Below are 23488 nucleotides of genomic sequence, written 5' to 3'. Positions count from 1 at the left end.
CTCACGCGCGGTGATAGGGGTGATTCTGCGTGATGGTCCACGCGCGGTAAAGCTGTTCGGCGAGCAGCACGCGAACCATCGCATGCGGCAGCGTGAGGCTCGAAACGCGCAGCATGATGTCGGCGCGCGCCTTCAGATCCGGATCGAGCCCGTCTGCGCCGCCGATCAGAAACGCGACGTCGCGCCCATCCTGCTGCCAGCCGGGCAGGGCGCCCGCCAGCTGCATCGTGGTCCAGTCGCGGCCGCGTTCGTCGAGCGCGACGATGCGCGCGTGCTTCGGCAACGCGGCTTCGATTCTCACGCGCTCGGCGGCCATCACGCTCCCGGCCGGACGGCCAGACGAGCGCTGCTCGGGCTTGATCTCGCGTAACTCGATGCGCAGCTCGGGCGGCATGCGCTTCGTGTACTCGTCAAAGCCGGTCGCGATCCAGTCGGGCATCTTGTGGCCGACAGCGAGGATATGCAGCTTCACCGCAGGCTCCTGCCGGCGCTCAGCGACGACGTGCCGGCGCCTTGCGTGCGGGCTTCGCTGCCGGCGCTTCGTCTTCTTCCTCGTCGTCGAGCGGCTCGCTTGCACGCGCGCCGCCGAACGGGTTCGGCGTCGACAGCTTGATGCGCACCGGCTTGTCACCCCAGATTTCCTCGAGGTTGTAGTACTGGCGCAGCGCCGGTTGCAGGATGTGTACGACCGCGTCGCCGCAATCGACCAGCACCCATTCGCCGATGTCCTCGCCTTCAGTGCTGATCACGTCGCCGCCGTTTTCCTTGACCTTCTCACGCACGCTGGAGGCGAGCGATTTGGTCTGCCGGTTCGACGTGCCGCTCGCGACGATCACGCGGTCGAACAGCGAGGTCAGATGGGTGGTGTTGAACACCTTGATGTCTTGCGCTTTCACGTCTTCGAGGGCGTCGACGATCACGCGTTGCAGTTTGCGAATATCCATGTTTACCGATGGTACAGATGATGTTGAAGAATATAGTCCCACACGGCTTCAGGGACATGGCTCACGGCGATGTCCTGGGTGTTGCCGCCCGCGTGGTGCTGGAGCCGCTCGCGCAGGTGCGAGCGGATGTCGGTGGCCGAAACGTCGAACGCAAGCGTCGTATCGATCAGCAGATGGCCGCAGGGGGTACCCTGCAAAACTTCCGCGCTGGCCTTGCGCGCGGCGATCTCGTCGGCCACCACTGGCGGGATCGTCGTCAATTCAAAACCGGGCCGCGTCGCCGCGCAGATGTGCGCGTAGTCGAAGAGCCGTTTCCAGTCGTGCCACGTGTCGAGATGGACGAGCTGGTCGGCGCCCACCAGCAGCGACAGCGACGCGTTCGCGCCTTCCCGCTCACGCCAGCGCTGCAGCGTGTCGACGGTGTAGGTCGGGCCCGCGTGCTCGATCTCGTCGGTCGCGACCCTCACCCGCACGCCGGGCAGCACGAGCGAGCGAGCGGCCGCGCGCGTCATCGCAAGCCGGTGTTTCGCCGCCGACACGCCCGCTTTCTGCCACGGCTGGCCGGCGGGCAGCAGCACGAGCTCCGTCAGGCCCAGCACGTCGGCGAAACGCCGTGCGAGCGCGAGGTGGCCGTCGTGGACCGGATCGAAGGTGCCGCCGAGCAGGCCGATCCGGCGGGGCAGCGCGACAGGATGAGCGTTCGGATTCAGGTGCGGGTCCTTTCGTGACGATGCGTGCAGGCTGGATGGCGGGCGCGGGCCCGCCTCAAACCCACTCGCGCGGCACGAGAAAATCGGAATACAGGCGCGCTTCCGGCGTGCCGGGTTCGGGTTGCCAGTTATAGCGCCAGTTCACCACGGGCGGCATCGACATCAGGATGGATTCGGTGCGTCCGCCGCTTTGCAGCCCAAACAGTGTGCCACGGTCGAAGACCAGGTTGAATTCGACGTAACGGCCACGTCGATACGCCTGGAATTCGCGCTCGGCCTGGCCATACGGCTGGGAACGGCGTTTTTCGATGATCGGCAGATACGCGCTCAGGAACGCATCGCCGACGCTTTTCACCATCTCGAACGAGCGCTCGAAGCCCGGTTCGGCGAAATCGTCGAAGAAAATTCCGCCGATGCCGCGCGGCTCGTTGCGATGCTTGAGGAAGAAATAGTCGTCGCACCATTGCTTGAAGCGCGGATACAGGTCCGCGCCGTAAGGCTGGAGCGAATCGCGGCAGACCGTGTGAAAGTGCCGGGCGTCTTCCTCGTAACCGTAGTAGGGCGTCAGATCCATGCCGCCGCCGAACCAGAACACGGGCGCCTCGCCCGCCTTCGTCGCGATCAGCATGCGCACGTTCATGTGGACTGTCGGGCAATACGGATTGTGCGGATGCAGCACGAGCGACACGCCCATCGCCTCGAAACCGCGTCCGGCAAGCTGCGGGCGCGCCGCGCTGGCCGAGCCCGGCAGCGCGTCGCCGGCGACGTCCGAAAAGCCGATGCCCGCGCGCTCGAAGAAGTTGCCGCCTTCGAGAATGCGCGTGACGCCGCCGCCGCGCAGCTTTTCGCCGGGCGCACGCTGCCATGCGTCGGTCGCGAAGGGCTTGCCGTCGAAGGCGCCGAGGGTGTCGGCGATGCGCGTCTGCAGGCTTTCGAGCCACACGCGGACGGCCTGTACGTCACAGGTTGAATCGGTCATGGATGCTGGTCGGCGGCCGGATCGTCAGGCCGCGGGTTCATGAGTGGGCGGCGACGGGACGGGCCGGGGCGCCCGCAACGTTATCCGCAAAACAGCCTGAAAAAGCGCCTGAAACCGGGCCCGGCAAAGAGCCCGTCAATGTGTGTGGCGAGTCGGGCGGGCCTCGCCCCGGGCGGGACACCCGCTATGAAACCAGACCTGACGCCGGCCCGAGCCGCTCATTCGGGTTGCAGCCCAGGTGGCCTTGCGACGGTTCGCCCGGCGCGCTTCCGGTCACGCCGCCACGCTGCGGGACATCCCGAAGTGTAGCGTTACCCGCGAAGCGCGCCATGTCGCGGTGCGGTTTCAGTGCTTGCGGTTGACTGCGCGATAACCGATGTCGCGACGATACTGCATGCCGTCGAACGAGATCTGGTTGATCGTTTCGTAGGCCACCGACTGCGCGCTGCGTACCGAATCCGCGAGCCCGACCACGCACAGCACGCGTCCGCCCGATGTCGTCAGCTTGCCGTCTTTCAGCGTCGTGCCGGCGTGGAACGTCACGGAATCGGCGGATTCAGCGGGAATGTCGCTGATGCGGTCGCCCTTGCGCGGCGTGTCCGGATAGTTGTGCGCGGCCAGCACGACGCCAAGCGCCGTGCGCCGGTCCCATTCCAGTTCGACCGTGTCGAGCGTGCCCGCGATCGCCTGCTCGACGACCTTCGAGAAATCGCCCTTCAGACGCGCCATGATCGGCTGTGTTTCCGGGTCGCCCATGCGGCAGTTGAATTCGAGCGTCTTCGGATTGCCCTGTGCGTCGATCATCAGGCCGGCGTAGAGGAAGCCGGTGAACCGGATGCCTTCTTTTTCCATGCCGCGCACGGTGGGCTGGATGATCTCGCGGATCACGCGCGCGTGCAGTTGCGGCGTGACGATCGGCGCGGGCGAATAGGCGCCCATGCCACCCGTGTTCGGGCCCTGATCGGCGTCCAGCAGGCGCTTGTGATCCTGGCTCGACGCGAGCGCCAGCACGTGCTTGCCGTCGACCATCACGATGAAGCTCGCTTCCTCGCCTTCCAGGAATTCCTCGATCACGACGCGCGCGCCGGCGTCGCCGAGCGTGTTGCCGGACAGCATCATGTCGACGGCGGCGTGCGCTTCCTCGAGCGTGGTCGCGACCACGACGCCCTTGCCGGCGGCGAGGCCGTCGGCCTTGATGACGATCGGCGCGCCCTTCGAATCCAGATACGCGTGCGCGGCGGCGACATCGGTGAAGGTTTCGTATTCGGCGGTCGGAATCGCGTGACGCTTCATGAAGGCTTTGGCGAAGTCCTTCGAGCTTTCGAGCTGCGCGGCTTCCTTCGACGGCCCGAAAATCTTCAGGCCACGCGAACGGAACAGATTGACGATACCGGCGGCGAGCGGCGTTTCCGGCCCGACCAGCGTGAAGGCGATCTGTTCTTTCTCGACGAACCCGGCCAGCTCGTCGAGATCCGTGATATCGACGTTGCGCAGACGCTCGTCCTGCGCGGTGCCGCCGTTGCCTGGCGCCACGTAGACAAGCTGAACGCGCGGCGATTGCGCGAGCTTCCATGCGAGCGCGTGTTCGCGACCGCCGGACCCGACGACAAGTAACTTCATGTGATTCCCCGAATACTAAAAAACAATGACGGCCGACGCGCATGCGTCAGCCGTGGTTTGCTGCAACAACCGCATCCAGCGCGACAACTTCGCGCATCGACCCGAATCGACCCCACGCGATAACCGTGCTACCGGCCGTCGCCGCACGACCTGTGCGATGCGCACCGGTTTATTCGTCGGCGATGGCTGCGTTTGTATAGACTTCCTGCACGTCGTCCAGGTTTTCCAGGGCGTCGAGCAGTTTCTGCATTTTTGCCGCGTCGTCGCCGGTGAACTCGACTTCCGTCTGCGGTTTCATCGTGACTTCCGCCACCTCTGCCTTGAAGCCGGCGGCTTCGAGCGCGGCCTTCACCTTCGGGAAATCGTTCGCCGGGCAGACGACTTCGATGCTGCCGTCCTCGTTCGTGACGACGTCGTCCGCGCCGGCTTCGAGCGCGGCTTCCATCAGCGTGTCTTCCGGCGTGCCGGGCGCGAACAGGAACTGGCCGACGTGATCGAACATGAACGACACCGAGCCGTCCGTGCCCATGTTGCCGCCGAACTTCGAGAACGCGTGACGCACTTCCGCGACCGTACGCGTGCGGTTGTCGGTCATCGTGTCGACGATGATCGCCGCGCCGCCGATGCCGTAGCCTTCGTAGCGGATTTCCTCGTAGGTCGCGCCGTCGACGCCGCCCACGCCGCGCTGGATCGCGCGGTTGATGTTGTCCTTCGGCATGTTGGCGTCGTACGCCTTGTCGACGGCGAGCCGCAGACGCGGGTTCGTGTCGGCGTCGCCGCCGCCCATGCGGGCCGCGACCTGAATTTCCTTGATCAGCCGCGTCCAGATCTTGCCGCGTTTGGCATCGGTCGCCGCTTTCTTATGCTTGATGTTGGCCCATTTCGAATGACCCGCCATTACTTTCTCCGTCGCATGCGCCCGTGAGGCGCACGCATTGTTCCGATTGTCGATGCATTTTCGTTGCCTGATCACGCGCGCGGACAGGCGCGTCGGGCGCGCCTCGCAGCGTGGAGGCCGGTTTGCGCCGCGTGATGAGCGGATTCGAATTTTATCATGCCGGCGTGGGGCGGCAGGGGGTCAGGGCAGGGAAATGCGGCGGGTTTGCCCCGGGCGGAACGGGGTATTGTAAATATAAACAAATTTGTTTATATTTGGCTGCGTGTTCCCGGACACAGGGGGGAGGGTGAAACAAAGCGAGTTTAAACGCTGGCTCGCTGACCAGGGCGCGACTTTCGAACAAGGCTCAAGGCATTTGAAGGTATACCTGAACGGTCGGCAGACCACGATGCCACGGCATCCTGCTCATGAGATTTCCGAGCCGCTTCGAAAGGCCATTTTGAAGCAGTTGAACTGTAAATAAGGGCAGGCCCCGCAAGGGGCTTGCTGATCACCCGGCTGACCGCCCGGGAACACGACATACGGAGAGTGACATGTTTCGTTATCCCGCCCGCATCGAAAGGGACGAGGCCGGCTTCACCGTTTCATTCCGCGACATCCCGGAAGCGCTGACTTCGGGCGCGACGCTCGACGAAGCGCGGGAAATGGCAGTCGACGCGCTGGCCACGGCGATGGATTTCTATTTCGAGGACAAGCGTCCGGTGCCTTCGCCATCAAAACCCCGGCGCGGCGAAGCGTTGATCGAACTGCCGGCGAGTCTGGCTGCGAAGGTCCTGTTGCTGAACGAAATGCTCACGCAAAAGGTTTCACCGGCCGAGCTGGCGAGACGCCTTCATACCCGGCCGCAGGACATCCAGCGTGTCATCGATATCGGTCACGTGACGAAGATCGACACGATCGCATCGGCATTCGCGGCGCTGGGCAAGCGCCTCGAGCTTTCCGTGGTGCCCGCCTGACGCCAGCGCCGGCGCCACAGCGTCAATTCTTGGTGCCGAACAGGCGGTCGCCCGCGTCGCCCAGACCCGGCACGATGTACGCGTGCTCGTTCAGGTGCGAATCGAGCGAGGCGACGTACAGCTTCACGTCCGGATGCGCGTCCTGAAACACCTGGACGCCTTCGGGCGCGGCGACCAGCGCGAGGAACATGATGTTCTCGCCCGGCACGTTGCGGCGCTTGAGCACGTCGACGGCATGCACCGCCGAATAGCCGGTCGCGACCATCGGATCGCACAGGATGAAGATCCGGTCTTCCAGGTCCGGCAGGCGCACCAGATATTCGACCGGCCGGTGATCGTCGGCGCGATACACGCCGATGTGGCCGACGCGCGCCGACGGAATCAGCTCCAGCAGGCCGTCCGACATGCCGATGCCCGCGCGCAGCACCGGCACGATCGCGAGCTTCTTGCCGGCGATCACCGGTGCGTCGATGTCGACGAGCGGCGTCGAGACCGGGCGGGTGGTCATCGGCAGGTTGCGGGTGATTTCGTAGCCCATCAGCAGCGTGATTTCGCGCAGCAGTTCGCGGAACGTGCGCGTCGACGTGTCCCGGTCGCGCATGTGCGACAGCTTGTGCTGGATCAGCGGGTGATCGAGGATGAAAAGATTGGGAAAACGGCTGTCCTGTGTCATGGCGTATGCGCGGGCTGCGGCAAGAGGGATCGGCTGGCACGTCGCCTTGCGCCGGAAACCGGCCAGCAGCGCGCACCACGGCTGCAAGTTTACCGAAAGTGCCGCAGGAAGATACCGGAGATTGCGAGGCGGCCGCCGGCAGCGCGCCGTCGATTCTTCTAGAATCGGGGCATCGGCGCGTTGCCATGGTTGCCCGATGGTTGCTTGACGGTTGCTTCGGGGTCGCCGCGTGGGCGCAACACAGGCCGGCCGGGCCGTCATCGGGCTTTCGATGCCGACCCCTCGACACTGACAGAAAGAAAGGACACGAAAAATGGATCTGGGCATCGCAGGACGGACCGCGCTGGTGTGCGCGGCGAGCAAGGGTCTTGGCCGGGGCTGCGCCGAAGCGCTCGCCGCCGAAGGCGTGAACGTCGTCATCGTCGCGCGCACGGTGGAGACGCTCGAGGTGACCGCCGCCGCGATCCGCGCCGCGACCGGCGTCGACGTGAAAGCCGTCGCCTGCGACATCACCACGCCCGAAGGGCGCGCGGCCGCGCTTGCCGCGTGTCCGCAGCCGGACATCCTCGTCAACAACGCGGGTGGCCCGCCGCCGGGCGACTTTCGCCAGTTCACGCACGACGACTGGATCCGCGCGCTCGAATCCAACATGCTGACGCCGATCGAACTGATGCGCGCGACGATCGACGGCATGATCAGCCGCGGGTTCGGCCGCATCGTCAACATCACGAGTTCGGCGGTCAAGGCGCCGATCGACGTGCTCGGTCTTTCGAACGGCGCGCGCTCGGGGCTGACGGGTTTCGTCGCGGGTCTCGCGCGCAAGGTCGCGCCGCAGGGCGTGACGATCAACAACCTGCTGCCGGGCATGTTCGACACCGACCGCATCGTCGCCACGATCACGGCGCAGGCGAAAGCGCAGAATATCTCCATCGATGAATCGCGCAGACGCCGCATGGCGTCGATTCCGGCGGGCCGTTTCGGCACGCCCGACGAGTTCGGCCGCGCCTGCGCGTTCCTGTGCAGCACGCACGCGGGTTACATTACCGGCCAGAACTGGCTGATCGACGGCGGCTCGTATCCGGGCACGTTCTGATATCTAGCGCAGCAGGTCACGCGTGATCGTCGCGTGACCGTATTACCCAACCATAACAATGCACTCAGGAAGGAGTAGGGCTTCATGACCACCCGCGTCGCGCTCATCGCGCACGATCACAAGAAGGACGACATCGTCCAGCTCTCCGGCGAATATGCCGCCACGCTCGCGCGCTGCGAACTTCTCGCGACGGGCACGACTGGTTCGCGGATCGCCGCGGCGCACGGGCTGACGGTCGAGCGGATGCTGTCCGGTCCGCACGGCGGCGACCTGCAGATCGGCGCGCAGCTCGCGGAAGGCAAGGTCGACATGGTGATCTTCCTGCGCGACCCGATGACGCCGCAGCCGCACGAACCGGACATCAACGCGCTGGTACGCGCGTGCGACGTACACAACATTCCGTGCGCGACGAACATCTCGACCGCGCGGATGATTCTCGACGTGCTGACGCTGCGTCTCGCGCAGAAGGCTTGACGCAGGCTCCGGCAAACTGATCAAACCGATCTTTCAGCCAGTCGCAACATCAGGAGACACCATGACGAAAGCGATCCGATTCGACAGGACGGGCGGCCCGGAAGTAATGAAATGGGTCGACGTGGACGTGGGCCAGCCGGGCGAGGGCGAGATCCGCATCCGTCAGCATGCGGTCGGCCTCAACTACATCGACGTGTATTTCCGCACGGGCCTGTATCCGCTGCCGCTGCCAGGCGGCCTCGGCATGGAAGCCGCCGGCGAAGTGACGGAAGTCGGCGCGGGCGTGACGGGCGTGAAGGTGGGCGAGCGCGTCGCCTACGTGGCGCGCCCGCCGGGCGCGTACGCGCAGGAGCGCGTGCTGCCGGCCGCGCAGGTCGTGAAGCTGCCCGACGCGATCGGCTACGAAGATGCCGCCTCGGTGATGCTGCAGGGCCTCACCGCGCAATACCTGCTGCGGCGCACGTATCGCGTGAAAGCCGGCGACACGATCCTGATCCAGGCGGCGGCGGGCGGCGTCGGCCTGATCGCGTGCCAGTGGGCGAAGGCGCTCGGCGCGACGGTGATCGGCACGGTCGGCTCGGATGAGAAAGCCGAAATCGCGAAGGCGCACGGCTGCGATCACCCGATCGTCTACACGCGCGAGAACTTCACGAAGCGCGTGCGCGAAATCACGAATGGCGCGGGCGTGCCGGTGGTCTACGACTCGATCGGCAAGGACACGTTTACCGCGTCGCTCGACTGTCTCGCGCCGCTCGGCATGTTCGTGAGCTTCGGCAACGCGTCGGGCCCGCTGCCGCCGATCGATTCGTCCGAGTTCGCCGGACGCGGCTCGCTCTTCTTCACGCGGCCGACGCTCTTCACGTATATGGGCAAACGCGCCGACTACGATGCGATGGCCGCCGAACTCTTCGACGTCATCGTGACGGGCAAGGTGAAGACGAGTGTGAACCAGCGTTACGCGTTGCAGGATGTGGGCAAGGCGCACGCGGATCTGGAAGGCCGTCGCACGACAGGTTCGACGGTGCTGCTGCCCTGATGACCGGCACGACGTAACGCAGTAACGCAGAGGTGTCAGGACAAAGGCCGTGCCCGGGAAACCGGGCACGGCCTTTGTCGTTTACGCGTTTTTTACACGACGGTCTGAAGCTTTGACCCGTCCTTTACGTGCATCGGCATATCCTGGCAGGCATCCAAAGTCCGTACAGGGAGAACTCTAAATGGATGTGCTGTACATCGGGGGCCTGGTGCTGTTTTCGGCGCTGACCTTTGCATTGATCGCCGGCTGCGAGAAGTTGATGCAGTTCCGCCGTGGCCAGGGAGCGCGCTCATGACCTGGATCCTGTGGCTCTCGGGCTCGGCGACCGCGTTGCTGTTCGCCTACCTCGTCTACGCGCTGCTGCGCGCGGAGGACATTGAATGAACCCGAACAATGTCCTTCAAACCGGGCTCTTTCTGGTCGTCCTGCTCGCGGCGGCGGTGCCCGTCGCGCGCCATGTCGCGAAGGTGATGGACGGCACCTCGCGCGTCGTGCGCGTCGGCGCGCCGCTCGAACGGCTGCTGTATCGCGTCGCGGGCGTCGATCCGTCGAAGGAAATGGGCTGGAAGCACTACGCGATCGCGACGATCGCGTTCAACACGTTCGGCGTCGGCTTCCTGTATCTGTTGCTGCGCGTGCAGGGCGGGTTGCCGGGCAATCCGCAACAGTTCGGCGCAATGACCGTCGATGGCGCGTTCAACACGGCGGTCAGCTTCGTCACGAACACGAACTGGCAGGACTATTCGCCGGAGCAGACGGTCGGCTACCTGGCGCAGATGCTCGGCTTCACGGTGCAGAACTTCCTGTCGGCGGCAACGGGCATCGTCGTCGTGATCGCGCTGATTCGCGGCTTCGCGCGCCATACGGCGCAGACCATCGGCAACTTCTGGGTCGACATCACGCGCGTGACACTGTATGTGCTCGTGCCGATGTCGGCCGTGATCGCCGCGCTGCTGATGAGTCAGGGCGTGATCCAGAACTTCAGCGCGTATCAGGACGTGCCGGTGCTGCAAGCCACGCACTACGCCGCGCCGAAACTCGACGCGCAAGGCAACCCGGTGAAGGACGCGAAGGGCAACGCGGTCACGGTCGACACGCCCGTGACGACGCAGACCATCGCAATGGGTCCGGTGGCTTCGCAGGAAGCGATCAAGATGCTCGGCACGAACGGTGGCGGCTTCTTTAACGGCAACTCGGCGCATCCGTATGAAAACCCGACGCCGTTCTCGAACTTCCTGCAGATCTTCTCGATCCTGATCATTCCGGCTGCGCTGTGTCTCGTGTTCGGACAGATGATCGCCGACCGCAGGCAGGGCGTCGCCGTGCTCGCCGTGATGACGATCGCGTTCGCCGTCTGCGTGGCGGGCGAAATCGGCGCGGAGCAGAGCGGCAACCCGGCGCTCACCGCGTTGCATGTCGACCAGTCGGCGAGCGCGCTGCAGCCGGGCGGCAACATGGAAGGCAAGGAAACGCGCTTCGGCATCGCGCAGTCGGGCATCTTCACGGTCGCGACCACCGCGGCGTCGTGCGGCGCCGTCGACACCATGCACGATTCGCTGACGCCGCTCGGCGGCCTGATTCCGCTGCTTCTGATCCAGCTCGGCGAAGTGATCTTCGGCGGCGTCGGCTCGGGTCTGTACGGGATGCTCGTGTTCGCGCTGCTCGCCGTGTTCGTCGCGGGGCTGATGATCGGCCGCACGCCGGAATACGTCGGCAAGAAGATCGAGGCGTACGAGATGAAGATGGTGTCGATCGTCGTGCTGCTGACGCCGCTGCTGGTGCTCGTCGGCACGTCGATTGCCGTGCTCACCGATGCGGGCAGGGCCGGCATCATGAACCCCGGCGCGCACGGCTTCTCCGAAATCCTCTACGCGTTCAGTTCCGCCGCGAACAACAACGGCAGCGCATTCGCCGGCCTCACCGTGAATACGCCGTTCTACAACTGGCTGACCGGTGTCGCGATGTGGTTCGGCCGCTTCGGCTCGATCGTGCCGGTGCTGGCGATCGCGGGCTCGCTCGCTTCGAAAAAGCGCATCGCCGCCACGGGCGGCACGCTGCCGACGCACGGCGCGCTCTTCGTCGTGCTGCTGCTGGGCACGGTGCTGCTGGTCGGCGCGCTGACGTATGTGCCGGCGCTTGCGCTCGGGCCCGGTGTCGAACATCTGATGATGATCGTCGGCCATTGATGTGGCATTTCACTGGAATTCGGACAAAAGAAAATGACTGACCATTCTGCAACCCGGTCCATGTTCGACCCGGCGCTGGTGCGCCCGGCGATCGCGGACTCCTTCAGAAAACTCACGCCGCGTACGCAGTTTCGCAACCCGGTGATGTTCTGCGTGTACGTCGGCAGCATCCTGACGACGATCCTCTGGGTCGCCGCGCTCGCCGGCCAGGCCGAGGCGCCCGCGGGTTTCATTCTCGCGGTCACGCTGTGGCTGTGGTTCACGGTGCTGTTCGCGAACTTCGCCGAGGCGCTCGCCGAAGGCCGTTCGAAGGCCCAGGCCGCATCGCTGCGCAGCGCGAAGAAAGACGTGATGGCGAAGAAGCTCAACGAGCCGCATCCGAAGTCGCCGATCCGCATCATGACGGCCACCGACCTGCGCCGTGGCGACGTCGTGCTCGTCGAAACCGGCGACGTGATTCCGGCTGACGGTGAGGTGATCGAAGGCGTCGCGTCGGTCGATGAATCGGCGATCACTGGCGAATCGGCGCCGGTGATCCGCGAATCGGGCGGCGACTTTTCGTCGGTGACGGGCGGCACGCGCGTGCTGTCGGACTGGATCGTCGTGAGGGTGACGGCCAATCCGGGCGAGGCGTTTCTCGACCGCATGATCGCGATGGTCGAAGGCGCGAAGCGCCAGAAAACGCCAAACGAAATCGCACTGACGATCCTGCTCGTCGCGCTGACGATCGTGATGCTGCTCGCCACCGCGACACTGCTGCCGTTCTCGATGTTCTCCGTCGAGGCCGCCCATCTGGCCGCCGGGCACGTCGTGACGATCACGGCGCTCGTCGCGCTGCTCGTGTGCCTGATTCCGACGACGATCGGCGGCCTGTTGTCCGCGATCGGCGTGGCCGGCATGAGCCGCATGATGCAGGCGAACGTGATCGCGACCTCGGGCCGCGCGGTGGAAGCGGCGGGCGACGTTGACGTGCTGCTGCTCGACAAGACCGGCACGATCACGCTCGGCAACCGTCAGGCTTCGCTTTTCGTGCCGGCGCCCGGCGTCACCGAGGAAATGCTCGCCGACGCGGCGCAACTGTCGTCGCTCGCCGACGAAACGCCGGAAGGCCGCAGCATCGTCGTGCTCGCGAAGCAGCGCTTCAACATCCGTCAACGCGACATGGCGGCGCTGCATCCGGTGTTCCTCGCGTTTAGCGCCCAGACGCGGATGAGCGGCGTCGACCTGTCCCCCAAGGGGACTTCCTCCGGGGCGTCGTCCAGCGGGACTTCCTCCGGGGCGCCCCCCAAGGGGGCTTCCTCCGGGGCGGCACCGGGTCGCGAGATCCGCAAGGGCGCAGCCGACGCCGTGAAGCACTACGTCGAGGCGCACGGCGGCCGTTATCCGCAGGAAGTCAGCAACGCGGTCGCTGAAGTCGCGCGGCGCGGCAGCACGCCGCTCGTGGTGGCGGAACAGCTGGACGGCGTGGCGCGCGTGCTCGGCGTGATCGAACTGAAGGACGTGGTCAAGGGCGGCATCAAGGAGCGCTTCGCCGAGCTGCGCAAGATGGGCATCAAGACCGTGATGGTGACGGGCGACAACCGGCTGACCGCGGCGGCGATCGCAGCGGAAGCCGGCGTCGACGATTTTCTCGCCGAAGCCACGCCGGAAGCGAAGCTCGCGACGATCCGCGCGCACCAGGCCGAGGGTCGCCTTGTCGCGATGACCGGCGACGGCACGAACGACGCCCCGGCGCTCGCCCAGGCCGACGTCGCGGTGGCGATGAACACCGGCACGCAGGCGGCGAAGGAAGCCGGCAACATGGTCGACCTCGATTCGAATCCCACCAAGCTGATCGAGATCGTCGAAATCGGCAAGCAGATGCTGATGACGCGCGGCTCGCTCACGACGTTCTCGATTGCCAACGATGTTGCCAAGTACTTCGCGATCATCCCGGCCGCGTTCGCCACGACCTACCCGGCGCTGAATGCGCTGAACGTGATGCATCTCGCCACGCCGGCGTCCGCGATCATGTCGGCGGTGATTTTCAACGCGCTGATCATCGTGATGCTGATTCCGCTCGCGCTGAAGGGCGTGCGCTACCGGCCGCTCGGCGCCGCGGTGCTGCTGCGCCGCAACCTGCTGGTGTACGGCCTTGGCGGGATCATCGTGCCGTTCATCGGCATCAAGCTCATCGACATGGTGCTGGCCGCGTTCGGCTGGGTGTGACCCGGCCCGCTTCAGATCATTCAAAAGGAAACAGTCGTCATGAAATCGCTATTTCGTCCGCTCATCGTGATCTTCGCCGTGCTGAGCGCGGTGACGGGTCTCGCGTATCCCGCGATGATGACCGCGGTGGGGCAGGCCGCCTTCCACGATCAGGCCAACGGCAGCCTCGTCGAAGTGGACGGCAAGGTGGCCGGCTCGAAGCTGATCGGCCAGCAGTTCGACGCGCCGCGGTATTTCTGGGGCCGCCTGTCGGCAACCGCGCCGATGCCGTACAACGCGCAGGGCTCGTCGGGCTCGAACATCGGCCCGACCAACCCGGCGCTCGTCGATGAAGTCAAGGGCCGCATCGACGCGCTGAAGGCCGCCGGCACCGACATGTCGCAGCCGGTGCCGGTCGATCTCGTGACGTCCTCGGCCAGCGGGCTCGATCCCGAGATCAGCCCGGCCGCGGCGGCGTATCAGATCGCACGCGTCGCGAAGGCGCGCGGGATGAGCGCAAACGATGTAGCGGCGCTGGTGGACCGTTATACGAGCGGCCGCCAGTTCGGAATCCTGGGTGAACCGCGTGTGAACGTGCTGGAGTTGAATCTCGCGCTCGACGCAGCGTCTCGCGGATAGGACCTTGACGCGTGGCTTGATGTTGCCGGTGCAGTTCAGGGCGGCGCCGCGGCGCTGCCTTTCGCGTTCGCGCGTGTACGCGTCAAATTGCAGCGGATTCACCGGCGTGCGACCATGCACGGATGACCTGCCGCCCGCGCGCACGCCGCGGCGGCAACACCAGAACGACGACGCATGAACCGACCCGATCCCGATGCGCTCCTCGACCGGCTGCAGCGCGAGGAAGCAGAAAGCCAGCGTGGCAGGCTGAAGATTTTCTTCGGCGCTTCGGCGGGCGTGGGAAAAACGTATGCGATGCTGCAGGCCGCGCGCCGTCGCGCCGACGAAGGCATCGACGTGGTCGTGGGCATTGCGGAGACGCACGGGCGCACCGAAACCGCCGCGCTGCTCGACGGCCTCGACGTGCTGCCGCTGGCGCAGATCGACTATCGCGGCCGCAGGCTCGGCGAATTCGATCTCGACGCGGCGCTCGCGCGCAAGCCGCAACTGATCCTCGTCGACGAACTCGCGCATTCGAACGTCCACGGCGCGCGGCATCTGAAGCGCTGGCAGGACGTTCACGAACTGCTCGACGCCGGCATCGATGTCTATACGACGGTCAACGTCCAGCACCTCGAAAGCCTCAACGACGTGGTCGGACAGATCACCGGCATTCGCGTCTGGGAGACGGTGCCCGACCGCGTGTTCGACGGCGCGGATGACGTCACGCTCGTCGATCTGCCCGCCGCGGAACTGCTCGACCGGATGCGTGACGGCAAGGTCTATCTGCCGCAGCAGGCCGAGCGCGCGGTGCGCAATTTCTTTCGCAAGGGCAACCTGATCGCGTTGCGCGAACTCGCGTTGCGACGCACGGCCGACCGCGTCGACGCGCAGATGCGCGAATACCGCGCCGACCAGTCGATCCAGCGTATCTGGCAGGCGCGCGAGCGTCTGCTCGTCTGCGTCGGACCCGGGCCGGATGCGCCCGCGCTCGTGCGCGGCGCCGCGCGGCTTGCCGCGAGCCTTAGGGCCGACTGGATCGCCGTGTATGTCGAGACGCCGAAGCTGCAACGGCTGCCCGACGCGCGGCGCGAGCGCACGCTCAACGCGCTGAAGCTCGCCGCTGAACTCGGCGGAGAAACCGCGACGCTCGCCGGCAACGATGCCGTCGCGGCGCTGATCGGCTATGCGCGGGTGCGCAACGTGTCGAAGCTCGTGGCGGGTGCTTCGTCGCGCACGGGTTTCGCGCGCTGGCTTCGCCGTCCGCTGGGCGAGCGCATCGCGGAGCGCGCGGGCGACCTCGACCTGACGTTGATCGGCGCGCCGCGGGCAAGCGATGCCAGCGTGCGCCACGCGCCGCTCGACGCCGGCGCAAGCGCATGGCGCGACGCGCTGGGCGCGGTCCGCGAGCGGCGTTCGCCGCCCGCCGCGTATGGCGGGGCGCTGGCGATCTGCGCGGCCATCACGGTGGTGGCGAGCCAGCTCGCGAATCACATCGACCTGACCAATCTCGTCATGCTGTATCTGCTGGGCGTGATTTTCACGGCGGCAAAGCTTGGGCGCGGGCCGGGTGTCGTGCTGTCGTTTGTGAGCGTCGCGGCGTTCGATTTCTTTTTCGTGCCGCCGCGCATGTCGCTGTCGGTGACGGATACGCAATATCTGCTGACGTTCCTCGGCATGCTGCTGACGTCGCTCGTGATCAGCCATCTGACGTCGAGCCTGCGCCGCGAGGCGAGCGTCGCGCGGCGCCGCGAGCAGCGCACGGGTGCGATGTACGAGATGGCGCGCGAGCTGGCCGCGGCGCTGGCGACCGAACAGATCGTCGGCATCGGCAGCCGGCACGTGAGCGACGTGTTTCGCGCGCGCGTCGCGATCCTTTTGCCCGATAGCGCCGACAAGGTGAAGCAGAAGATCGAGGAAACCGATCCGGCCGTCACGCTCGATGGCGCCGCGCTCGACATCGACGTGGGGCAGTGGGTCTACGACCAGCAGAAGCCGGCGGGCCACGGCACCGACACGCTGCCGGCGGCCACGGCGCTCTATCTGCCGTTAAAGGCGCCGATGCGCACGCGCGGCGTGCTCGCGGTCGTCACGCACGACGATCGCGAACTCGACGTGCCGGAACAGCAGCGCATGCTCGATGCGTTCGCCGCGCAGATCGCGCTCGCGCTCGAACGCGTGCATTACGTCGACATCGCGCGCGACGCGCTCGTGAGCATGGAATCGGAGCGCCTGCGCAACGCGTTGCTGTCGGCGATTTCGCACGACCTGCGCACGCCGCTGACGGCGATCGTCGGCTTTTCGTCGATGCTGGCGCAAAAGCACGAGGCGAACGCGGAGCCGAAACCCGGCGACGATCTCGTCGAGGCGATTCACGAAGAAGCGCTGCGGATGACGGGGATCGTCACGAATCTGCTCGACATGGCGCGGCTTCAGGCGGGCGGCCTGCAGCTGAACCGCCAGTGGTCGCTGCTCGAGGAGACGGTGGGCGCCGCGTTGCGCGCGTGCCGCCGGGTGCTGGCGCGGCATCCGGTGCAGGTGAAGCTGCCGCTCGACCTGCCGTTGCTTCAGCTCGACGCGGTGCTGATGGAGCGGCTCTTTTCGAACCTGTTTGAAAACGCCGCGAAATACGCGCCGCTGGATACGCCGCTTGCAATCGGCGCCGAACGCATCGAAGACGACGGCAAGCCGTTCGTGCGCGTGACCGTCGACGATGCCGGCCCGGGTTTGCCCGCCGGCATGGAGGCGCGCGTGTTCGAGAAATTCACGCGCGGCGAGAAGGAATCGGCGAAGCCGGGCATCGGCCTTGGGCTCGCGATCTGCCGCGCGATCGTCGACGCGCATGGCGGTACAATCGGCGCGGCCAGTCGCGTCGCGCCTGACGGACGGATCGAAGGCGCGCGCTTCTGGTTCACGTTGCCGGTGGAGACGCCGCCGCCCGAACCCGAGGCGCCCGATTCACTGGATTCGTTCGACGTACCCGACGTAGCCGATGCCCCCGATGCCTCCGGAAATGAAGCCGCACTGAAGGAAGGATCGTCGCTGCCGGAAACCGGATCACCGGCGTCACCCGCTGCCATTCCGCCCGCCTCGCCAGCCGAACCCGCGCCGATTTCAAAGCCCGCCCATGAGTGACCCGAGCATTACCGTTGTCCTGATCGAAGACGAAAAGCAGATTCGCCGCTTCGTGCGGACGTCGCTGGAAGACGAGGGCATGGTGGTTCACGACGCTGAGACCGGCAAGCAGGGTCTCGTCGAAGCCGCCACGCGCAAACCCGATCTGGTAATCGTCGATCTGGGCCTGCCCGACACCGACGGCCTCGACGTGATCCGCGAACTGCGCGGCTGGAGCGAGCTGCCGGTCATCGTGCTGTCGGCGCGCACCCAGGAAAGCGAAAAGGTCGCGGCCCTCGACGCCGGCGCGGACGACTACCTGACCAAGCCGTTCGGCGTGTCCGAACTGCTCGCGCGGATTCGCGCGCATCTGCGCCGGCGCAATCACGGCGGGGCGAACGAAGTGCCGCAGGTTCATTTCGGCGCGATCACGGTCGATCTGGCGTTGCGTCAGGTGACCCGTGAAGGCGCGCCCGTCCATCTGACGCCGCTCGAATACCGTCTGCTCGCCACGCTCGTGCGCCACGCCGGCCGCGTGCTGACGCACCGTCAGCTGCTGCGCGACGTGTGGGGGCCGTCGCACGTCGAAAGTCACCACTACCTGCGCATCTACATGGCGCATCTGAGGCAGAAACTGGAGCGTGATCCGGCCCAGCCGGAGCATATCGTGACCGAAACGGGCGTCGGCTACCGGCTGGTCGGCGCCACGTGATCATAGGGTTTCCGATATCCCGACCCGGCGCGACCCGATTCATCTTGATATAATCGCGCCCGTGCAAGGACGACCTTGCACGTTCTGTATAGCGGGGACGACCCCATCTCATCCATGGAGGTCCCCCGTGTCCTGGATTCTTCTTTTTATCGCCGGTCTGCTCGAAGTCGCATGGGCGGCCGGTCTCAAATCCTCCGACGGTTTCACGCGTTTCTGGCCGTCGACGTTTACGGTCGTGACGGCGCTCGGCAGCTTCATCCTGCTCGCGATGGCCATGCGCCAGTTGCCGCTCGGCACCGCTTACGCCGTCTGGACGGGCATCGGCGCGGTCGGCGCGTTCATCTTCGGCATCGTGATGCTGGGCGAGGCGCTGACGATGGCGCGGGTGGCGAGCGCGGCGCTGATCGTCGTCGGGCTGATCGGGCTGAAGCTGTCTTCGGGCCACTGAGCGCGCCGGTTACCGGCGCGAGGCGTCCGGCCGTGGATGTCGCGCAACGCCAGGCGTCCTTCCCGGACGTCATTCAGCGGGCTGCGAATCAACGTGGCTATAATGAAACCAGATCCAGTCACAAATAGCCTCGCGCGGCTGGTCTGGCGTCGCTTCGGGTCTGATCATCGACCGCTCTGGCGCAGCGAGATCCGTCACCGTGCCGGCCAGCGCGTTCGCCCTGCACGTCGCCCCCGCGACACGCATGGACGTCCACCCGCCAGGTGCAGCGCGTCAGGAGGCAGCCATGCTTGAACCACTTTCGCTTGCAGCAGGCCTTTCCTGGGGTAGCGGCTTGCGCCTCTATCTGACCGTGCTGCTGGCGGGCGTCTTCTCACGGCTTGGCCTCATCCATCTTCCCGAGACGCTGTCCGTGCTGTCGTCGCCGTGGGTCATCGGCGCCGCCGCGGTGCTGACCGTCGCCGAATTTCTCGCCGACAAGATTCCCGCCGTCGATTCCCTCTGGGACGCGATTCACACCTTCATCCGCATTCCCGCCGGCGCGATGCTCGCAGCCGGCGCGCTCGGTCACGCCGATCCGGTGCTGCTGACCGTCGCGGCGCTCGCGGGCGGCACGCTCGCCGGCACCGCGCACCTGGCGAAGGCCGGCACGCGGGCCTTGATCAATCTCTCGCCGGAACCGGTGTCGAACGTGGTCGCGTCTTCCGCGGAAGACGGGCTCGTGTTTGGCGGCCTGCTGCTCGCGCTCTTCGTGCCGTTCCTGTTCCTGCTGCTCCTGATCGGCTTCCTGATGGCGGCCGCGTGGGCGTTGCCGCGTTTGTGGCGCGGCGTGCAGGGCGGCTTTCGCGGGATGGCGAACCATATGGTGTCGCGACTCGTCAGGAGCCGGCACGATTGAGCGACTCGCAGCGCATTTCGATCAACGTTCCGGCACGCGAAAGGGCGGCGCGCCGCTTCACGCTGTCTGATCTCGTCAGGCAGGCTGGCCGCATGACGCTGCGCGACTGGCGCGCGGGCGAACTCACGATGCTGCTGCTCGCGCTGGTGCTGGCCGTCGCGGCGCTGTCGAGCGTCGGCTTTCTCGCCGACCGCCTGCATCAGGGGCTCGAGCGCGACGCGCGACGCATGATCGCCGCCGATTTCATCGTGCGCGCCGATCATCCGGTCGATCCGCAGTTCAGCCAGGAAGCCACGGCGCTGAAGCTGAACACGGCGCGCACCGCGATTTTCCCTTCGATGATCAGCTCGACCGCGGTCCAGCCGCTGTCACGGCTCGCGGCGATCAAGGCCGTCTCCGACGCCTATCCGTTGCGCGGCGCGCTGCGCATCGCGCCCGCGCCCGATGCGCCCGACCACGCCGCCAGCGGGATTCCGCCGAAGGGCAGCGTGTGGGTCGATCCCGCACTCCTCGATGCGCTGAAGCTGCACGTGGGCGACCCGGTGAAGGTCGGCAGCCGCACGTTCGTGATCGGCGCGGTGATCACGCGTGAGCTGGACCGCGGTTTCTCGTTCGTCAACTTTTCACCGCGCCTGATGATGCGCGACGACGAACTCGCATCGACCGGATTGATCGCCTACGGCAGTCGCGTCACGTATCGCCTGCTCGTCGCGGGTCCGGACGACGCCGTCGCGCAGTTCGCGCAGTGGTCGCATGCGCGCGTCGACGACGGCAAGATGCGCGGCGTCGCGCTGGAGTCGTTGCAGGACGGCCAGCCGCAGGTGCGCCAGACGCTCGACCGCGCGAGCCATTTCCTCACGCTCGTCTCGCTGCTCACGGCGCTGCTGGCGGCCGTCGCGATCGCGATGGCCGCGCATCGCTACATGCGCCGGCACCTCGATGGCTGCGCGGCCATGCGCTGCCTCGGTGTCAGCCAGAAGACGCTGCGCGCGCTTTTCACGCTCGAATTCGTCGGGCTGGGCGTGATCGGCGGCGCGCTGGGTGTGCTGCTCGGGTTTGGCGGCCATCTCGCGCTGCTGTGGTGGCTGGCGAGCCTCATCGACGTCGCGTTGCCGTGGCCGTCCGCGTGGCCCGCGCTCGAAGGCGTCGCGGCCGGTCTCGTGCTGCTGCTCGGCTTCGCGTTGCCGCCGCTGTTGCCGCTCACGCGCGTGCCGCCGGTGCGCGTGCTGCGTCGCGAATGGGGCGAGGAAGGGCGCATCGCATGGGCCGCGTACGCGCTCGGCATCGGGCTGTTCGCGGCGCTGCTGATCGTCGCGGCGGGCGAACTGAAGCTGGGCGGCATCGTCGCGGGCGGATTCGCGGGCGGGCTGCTCGTGTTCGCGCTCGTCGCGCGGCTCGCGTTGTGGGGCGCCTCGAAGCTCGTGCGCAGCGAGCGGGTGAACGCGGGCATTGGCTGGCGATATGCGCTGGCTTCGCTGGAGCGGCGCAGCAGCGCGAGTGCGTTGCAGATCACCGCGCTCGGCATCGGCCTCATGTGCCTGCTGCTGATCGCGATGACACGCAACGATCTCGTCGCCGGCTGGCGCAAGTCGACGCCGCCCGATGCGCCGAACGAATTCATCATCGACATCCAGCCCGACCAGCGTGAAGCGGTGACGCAGTACCTGGCCGCGCACGGCCTGCCGGGCGCCGACCTGTCGCCGATGGTGCGCGGCCGCCTGATCGCGATCAACGGCAAGCCGGTCAATCCCGATTCGTACAGGTCCGCAGACGCGCGGCGCCTCGTGGATCGCGAATTCAATCTCTCGTACACGACGCAGCTGCCCGACGACAACCGCATCGAGGCCGGTACGTGGTACGGCGAAACGACGTCGCCGCAGATCTCGATCGAACAGGGGCTCGCGAAAACCATCAACGTGAAGCCCGGCGACACGCTGCGTTTCGACGTGACCGGGCTGCAGATCGACGCGCCCGTCACGAGCGTGCGCAAGCTCGACTGGGGTTCGTTCAAGGTCAATTTCTTCGTGTTGATGCCGCCGGCCGCGTTGAAGGACTTTCCCGCGACGTTCATCACGAGCTTCCATTTGCCGCCCGAAAAGCGCGCGACGATCGACGGCCTGATCGCCGCGCATCCGAACCTCACCGCGATCGACACCGGCCCGATTCTCGCGCAGGTGCAACGCGTGTTGCAGCAGGTGATCGGCGCGGTGCAGTTCCTGTTCGCGTTCACGCTCGCGGCGGGCGTGCTGGTGCTGTACGCGGCGCTCGCCGGCACGCGCGACGAGCGCATGCGGGAATCCGCGCTGCTGCGCGCGCTGGGCGCGTCGCATACGCAGGTGCGCGCCGTGCAGGTGGCCGAGTTCGTCGCGGTCGGCGCGCTCGCGGGCCTGATGGCGGCACTGGGCGCGCAGGCCATCGGCTGGGTGCTCGCGACGCGCGTCTTCGATTTTTATCTCGCGTTCAACCCGTGGCTGCCGCCGGTCGGGATCGCCGCTGGCATCGCGTGCGCGGGCATCGGCGGCTGGCTGAGTCTGCGACATGTGCTGGCGCGTCCGGCGCTGCAATCGCTGCGCGACGCATGACGTCGCTCCATTTTTCGACTTCCTTCTGTTTTCACGTATGACTGATCCGATCGACGAAGCGCCCGCGCAGACCACGGCCTTCGAACTCGTGGGCGGCGAGACGCGCGTGCGCGAACTCATCGACCGTTTTTATGACCTGATGGACCTCGAACCGGAATTCGCCGGCATCCGCGCGCTCCATCCGCCGACGCTCGAAGGTTCGCGCGACAAGCTCTTCTGGTTCCTGTGCGGCTGGCTGGGCGGGCCGGACCACTACGTCAGCCGCTTCGGCCACCCGCGCCTGCGCGCGCGGCATCTGCCGTTCGCGATCGCTTCGGACGAACGCGACCAGTGGCTGCGCTGCATGGCCTTTGCGATGGAAGACATCGGGTTGCCGGAAACGCTGCGCGAACGGCTGCTGCATTCGTTCTTCGAAACCGCCGACTGGATGCGCAACCGGCCGGGTTGAGCGGCTGCTCGCGCCGCTCCCATCGCATCGGCCCGCGACCGTCGCCCGAAGGCAGGCTGGACTGGCTGAACGGCCGGTACAGTCCGGTCGGCGCTGGCCGTGTGGCTGACTTCCGGCTCGCCGGGCTGCCAGGCATAATGACTTTTCGCCGAATAACGAAGGATTCCCCATGACGACGCGCGCGCTCTTTCGCGAAGATGCCTACCTCACGCAATGCGAAGCCACGATTACCGCCGTGGACGAGCAGGGCATCCACCTCGACCAGACGGTGTTCTATCCGCTGGGCGGCGGCCAGGCGGGCGACGCCGGCACGCTGACGCTGGCCGACGGCACGTGTCTTGTCATCGCGGATACGCGCAAGGCGAAGTTCGAAGGCGCCACGCCCGACGACGCCGTACACGTTCCCGCGCCCGATCAGGACGCGCTGTTCGCGCGCTTTCAGCCGGGCGAGCGCGTCACGGCGGCCATCGACTGGACGCGCCGCTACCGGCACATGCGGCTGCACACCGCGAGCCATCTGATCTGCGCGGTGCTGCCGTATCCGGTGGACGGCTGCAGCATCACGAGCGAATACGCGCGCCTCGATCTTGCAACGGTCGAGCCGATCGAGCGCGAGATGATCGAGGCGCGTCTCGCGGAACTGGTCGGCGGCGCGCACGGCGTATCGACGCAATGGATCACGGATGAAGAAATGGAGCAGCGCCCGGAACTCGTTCGCACGATGAGCGTGAAGCCGCCGATGGGGTTGGGGCGCGTGCGTCTCCTGCGCATCGAGAACGTGGATCTTCAGCCATGCGGCGGCACGCATGTGCGCAACACGCGGGAAATCGGCGCGCTGCGGGTGGCGAAACTGGAAAAGAAGAGTGCGCGCACGCGCCGGATCGTGCTGGAATTCGCTTGAGTTACGTCACC

General features: G+C 66.4%; 24 protein-coding genes. 17 read left to right on the top strand and 7 right to left on the bottom strand.

Going from position 1 to position 23488, the window contains the following annotated elements:
• Window position 1: 1 nt before the first annotated feature.
• From rlmH to BLV45_RS07565, 6 genes are all read right to left on the bottom strand, one after another.
• Window positions 2–472, bottom strand: coding sequence for a 23S rRNA (pseudouridine(1915)-N(3))-methyltransferase RlmH (gene rlmH, locus BLV45_RS07590; protein WP_090531451.1), 471 nt, complete (start codon window positions 470–472; stop codon window positions 2–4).
• Window positions 473–491: 19 nt separating this feature from the next.
• Window positions 492–944, bottom strand: coding sequence for a ribosome silencing factor (gene rsfS, locus BLV45_RS07585; RefSeq protein ID WP_090531449.1), 453 nt, complete (start codon window positions 942–944; stop codon window positions 492–494).
• Window positions 945–946: 2 nt separating this feature from the next.
• Window positions 947–1627, bottom strand: a complete 681-nt coding sequence (locus tag BLV45_RS07580; protein ID WP_245753187.1) for a nicotinate-nucleotide adenylyltransferase — start codon at window positions 1625–1627, stop codon at window positions 947–949.
• An 82-nt stretch (window positions 1628–1709) separates the two neighbouring features.
• On the bottom strand, window positions 1710–2633 hold the full coding sequence (gene hemF, locus BLV45_RS07575) for an oxygen-dependent coproporphyrinogen oxidase (protein WP_090531445.1): 924 nt from the start codon (window positions 2631–2633) through the stop codon (window positions 1710–1712).
• A gap of 345 nt (window positions 2634–2978) precedes the next feature.
• Window positions 2979–4253, bottom strand: coding sequence for a phosphoribosylamine--glycine ligase (purD, locus tag BLV45_RS07570; protein WP_090531441.1), 1275 nt, complete (start codon window positions 4251–4253; stop codon window positions 2979–2981).
• Between the two features lie 169 nt (window positions 4254–4422).
• A complete protein-coding gene (locus BLV45_RS07565) occupies window positions 4423–5151 on the bottom strand; it encodes a YebC/PmpR family DNA-binding transcriptional regulator (protein WP_090531439.1) in 729 nt (242 codons plus the stop codon).
• 262 nt (window positions 5152–5413) lie between these two features.
• Here BLV45_RS07565 and BLV45_RS07560 point away from each other — a divergent pair, with 262 nt between their 5' ends.
• On the top strand, window positions 5414–5614 hold the full coding sequence (locus BLV45_RS07560; RefSeq protein ID WP_407670994.1) for a type II toxin-antitoxin system HicA family toxin: 201 nt from the start codon (window positions 5414–5416) through the stop codon (window positions 5612–5614).
• Between the two features lie 70 nt (window positions 5615–5684).
• The gene (locus BLV45_RS07555) at window positions 5685–6107 is read left to right on the top strand and encodes a type II toxin-antitoxin system HicB family antitoxin (protein WP_090531437.1); all 423 of its coding nucleotides are present in this window, start codon (window positions 5685–5687) and stop codon (window positions 6105–6107) included.
• Between the two features lie 22 nt (window positions 6108–6129).
• Here the strand turns inward: BLV45_RS07555 and upp are convergent, their stop codons facing one another.
• The gene (gene upp, locus BLV45_RS07550; protein ID WP_090531435.1) at window positions 6130–6780 is read right to left on the bottom strand and encodes a uracil phosphoribosyltransferase; all 651 of its coding nucleotides are present in this window, start codon (window positions 6778–6780) and stop codon (window positions 6130–6132) included.
• A 313-nt stretch (window positions 6781–7093) separates the two neighbouring features.
• Between upp and BLV45_RS07545 the strand changes: the two genes are divergently transcribed.
• The 15 genes from BLV45_RS07545 (at window position 7094) to BLV45_RS07475 (ending at window position 23477) form a co-directional block, all read left to right on the top strand.
• The gene (locus tag BLV45_RS07545; RefSeq protein ID WP_090531433.1) at window positions 7094–7873 is read left to right on the top strand and encodes an SDR family oxidoreductase; all 780 of its coding nucleotides are present in this window, start codon (window positions 7094–7096) and stop codon (window positions 7871–7873) included.
• 84 nt (window positions 7874–7957) lie between these two features.
• Complete coding sequence (locus tag BLV45_RS07540; RefSeq protein WP_090531432.1) at window positions 7958–8347, top strand: methylglyoxal synthase; 390 nt, start codon at window positions 7958–7960, stop codon at window positions 8345–8347.
• Window positions 8348–8408: 61 nt separating this feature from the next.
• On the top strand, window positions 8409–9383 hold the full coding sequence (locus BLV45_RS07535) for a quinone oxidoreductase family protein (protein ID WP_090531430.1): 975 nt from the start codon (window positions 8409–8411) through the stop codon (window positions 9381–9383).
• A 181-nt stretch (window positions 9384–9564) separates the two neighbouring features.
• A complete protein-coding gene (locus tag BLV45_RS07530) occupies window positions 9565–9678 on the top strand; it encodes a potassium ABC transporter ATPase (RefSeq protein WP_090531428.1) in 114 nt (37 codons plus the stop codon).
• Window positions 9675–9767 carry a K(+)-transporting ATPase subunit F gene (gene kdpF / locus BLV45_RS07525; RefSeq protein WP_090531426.1) on the top strand — a complete coding sequence of 31 codons (93 nt, stop codon included), beginning with the start codon at window positions 9675–9677 and terminating at the stop codon, window positions 9765–9767. The genes BLV45_RS07530 and kdpF overlap by 4 nt, the downstream gene beginning before the upstream one ends.
• Entirely contained in the window at window positions 9764–11569 is a 1806-nt protein-coding gene (gene kdpA / locus BLV45_RS07520; RefSeq protein ID WP_090531424.1) for a potassium-transporting ATPase subunit KdpA, read from the top strand. Before kdpF ends, kdpA begins: the two co-directional genes overlap by 4 nt.
• A 33-nt stretch (window positions 11570–11602) precedes the next feature.
• On the top strand, window positions 11603–13777 hold the full coding sequence (kdpB, locus tag BLV45_RS07515) for a potassium-transporting ATPase subunit KdpB (RefSeq protein WP_090531422.1): 2175 nt from the start codon (window positions 11603–11605) through the stop codon (window positions 13775–13777).
• A gap of 39 nt (window positions 13778–13816) precedes the next feature.
• On the top strand, window positions 13817–14395 hold the full coding sequence (gene kdpC, locus BLV45_RS07510) for a potassium-transporting ATPase subunit KdpC (RefSeq protein WP_090531420.1): 579 nt from the start codon (window positions 13817–13819) through the stop codon (window positions 14393–14395).
• Window positions 14396–14569: 174 nt separating this feature from the next.
• On the top strand, window positions 14570–17509 hold the full coding sequence (locus BLV45_RS07505) for a DUF4118 domain-containing protein (RefSeq protein WP_090531417.1): 2940 nt from the start codon (window positions 14570–14572) through the stop codon (window positions 17507–17509).
• Window positions 17502–18200: a two-component system response regulator KdpE gene (gene kdpE / locus BLV45_RS07500; RefSeq protein WP_090531415.1), complete on the top strand. Its 699-nt coding sequence runs from the start codon at window positions 17502–17504 to the stop codon at window positions 18198–18200. The genes BLV45_RS07505 and kdpE overlap by 8 nt, the downstream gene beginning before the upstream one ends.
• Window positions 18201–18327: 127 nt before the next feature.
• Window positions 18328–18648 (top strand): quaternary ammonium compound efflux SMR transporter SugE, encoded by a 321-nt coding sequence (gene sugE, locus BLV45_RS07495; RefSeq protein ID WP_090531413.1) that lies wholly within the window; start codon window positions 18328–18330, stop codon window positions 18646–18648.
• 286 nt (window positions 18649–18934) lie between these two features.
• On the top strand, window positions 18935–19546 hold the full coding sequence (locus BLV45_RS07490) for a DUF4126 domain-containing protein (protein ID WP_090531411.1): 612 nt from the start codon (window positions 18935–18937) through the stop codon (window positions 19544–19546).
• Between the two features lie 92 nt (window positions 19547–19638).
• Window positions 19639–22128 (top strand): ABC transporter permease, encoded by a 2490-nt coding sequence (locus tag BLV45_RS07485; RefSeq protein ID WP_090532779.1) that lies wholly within the window; start codon window positions 19639–19641, stop codon window positions 22126–22128.
• Between the two features lie 37 nt (window positions 22129–22165).
• Window positions 22166–22576 carry a group II truncated hemoglobin gene (locus BLV45_RS07480; RefSeq protein WP_090532777.1) on the top strand — a complete coding sequence of 137 codons (411 nt, stop codon included), beginning with the start codon at window positions 22166–22168 and terminating at the stop codon, window positions 22574–22576.
• A 169-nt stretch (window positions 22577–22745) separates the two neighbouring features.
• On the top strand, window positions 22746–23477 hold the full coding sequence (locus BLV45_RS07475; RefSeq protein ID WP_090531409.1) for an alanyl-tRNA editing protein: 732 nt from the start codon (window positions 22746–22748) through the stop codon (window positions 23475–23477).
• Window positions 23478–23488 lie beyond the last annotated feature (11 nt).

It is taken from the genome of Paraburkholderia sartisoli, from assembly GCF_900107685.1.
GTDB classification, from domain to species: Bacteria; Pseudomonadota; Gammaproteobacteria; order Burkholderiales; family Burkholderiaceae; genus Paraburkholderia; species Paraburkholderia sartisoli.
This window is presented reverse-complemented; position numbering and strand designations above follow the sequence as displayed.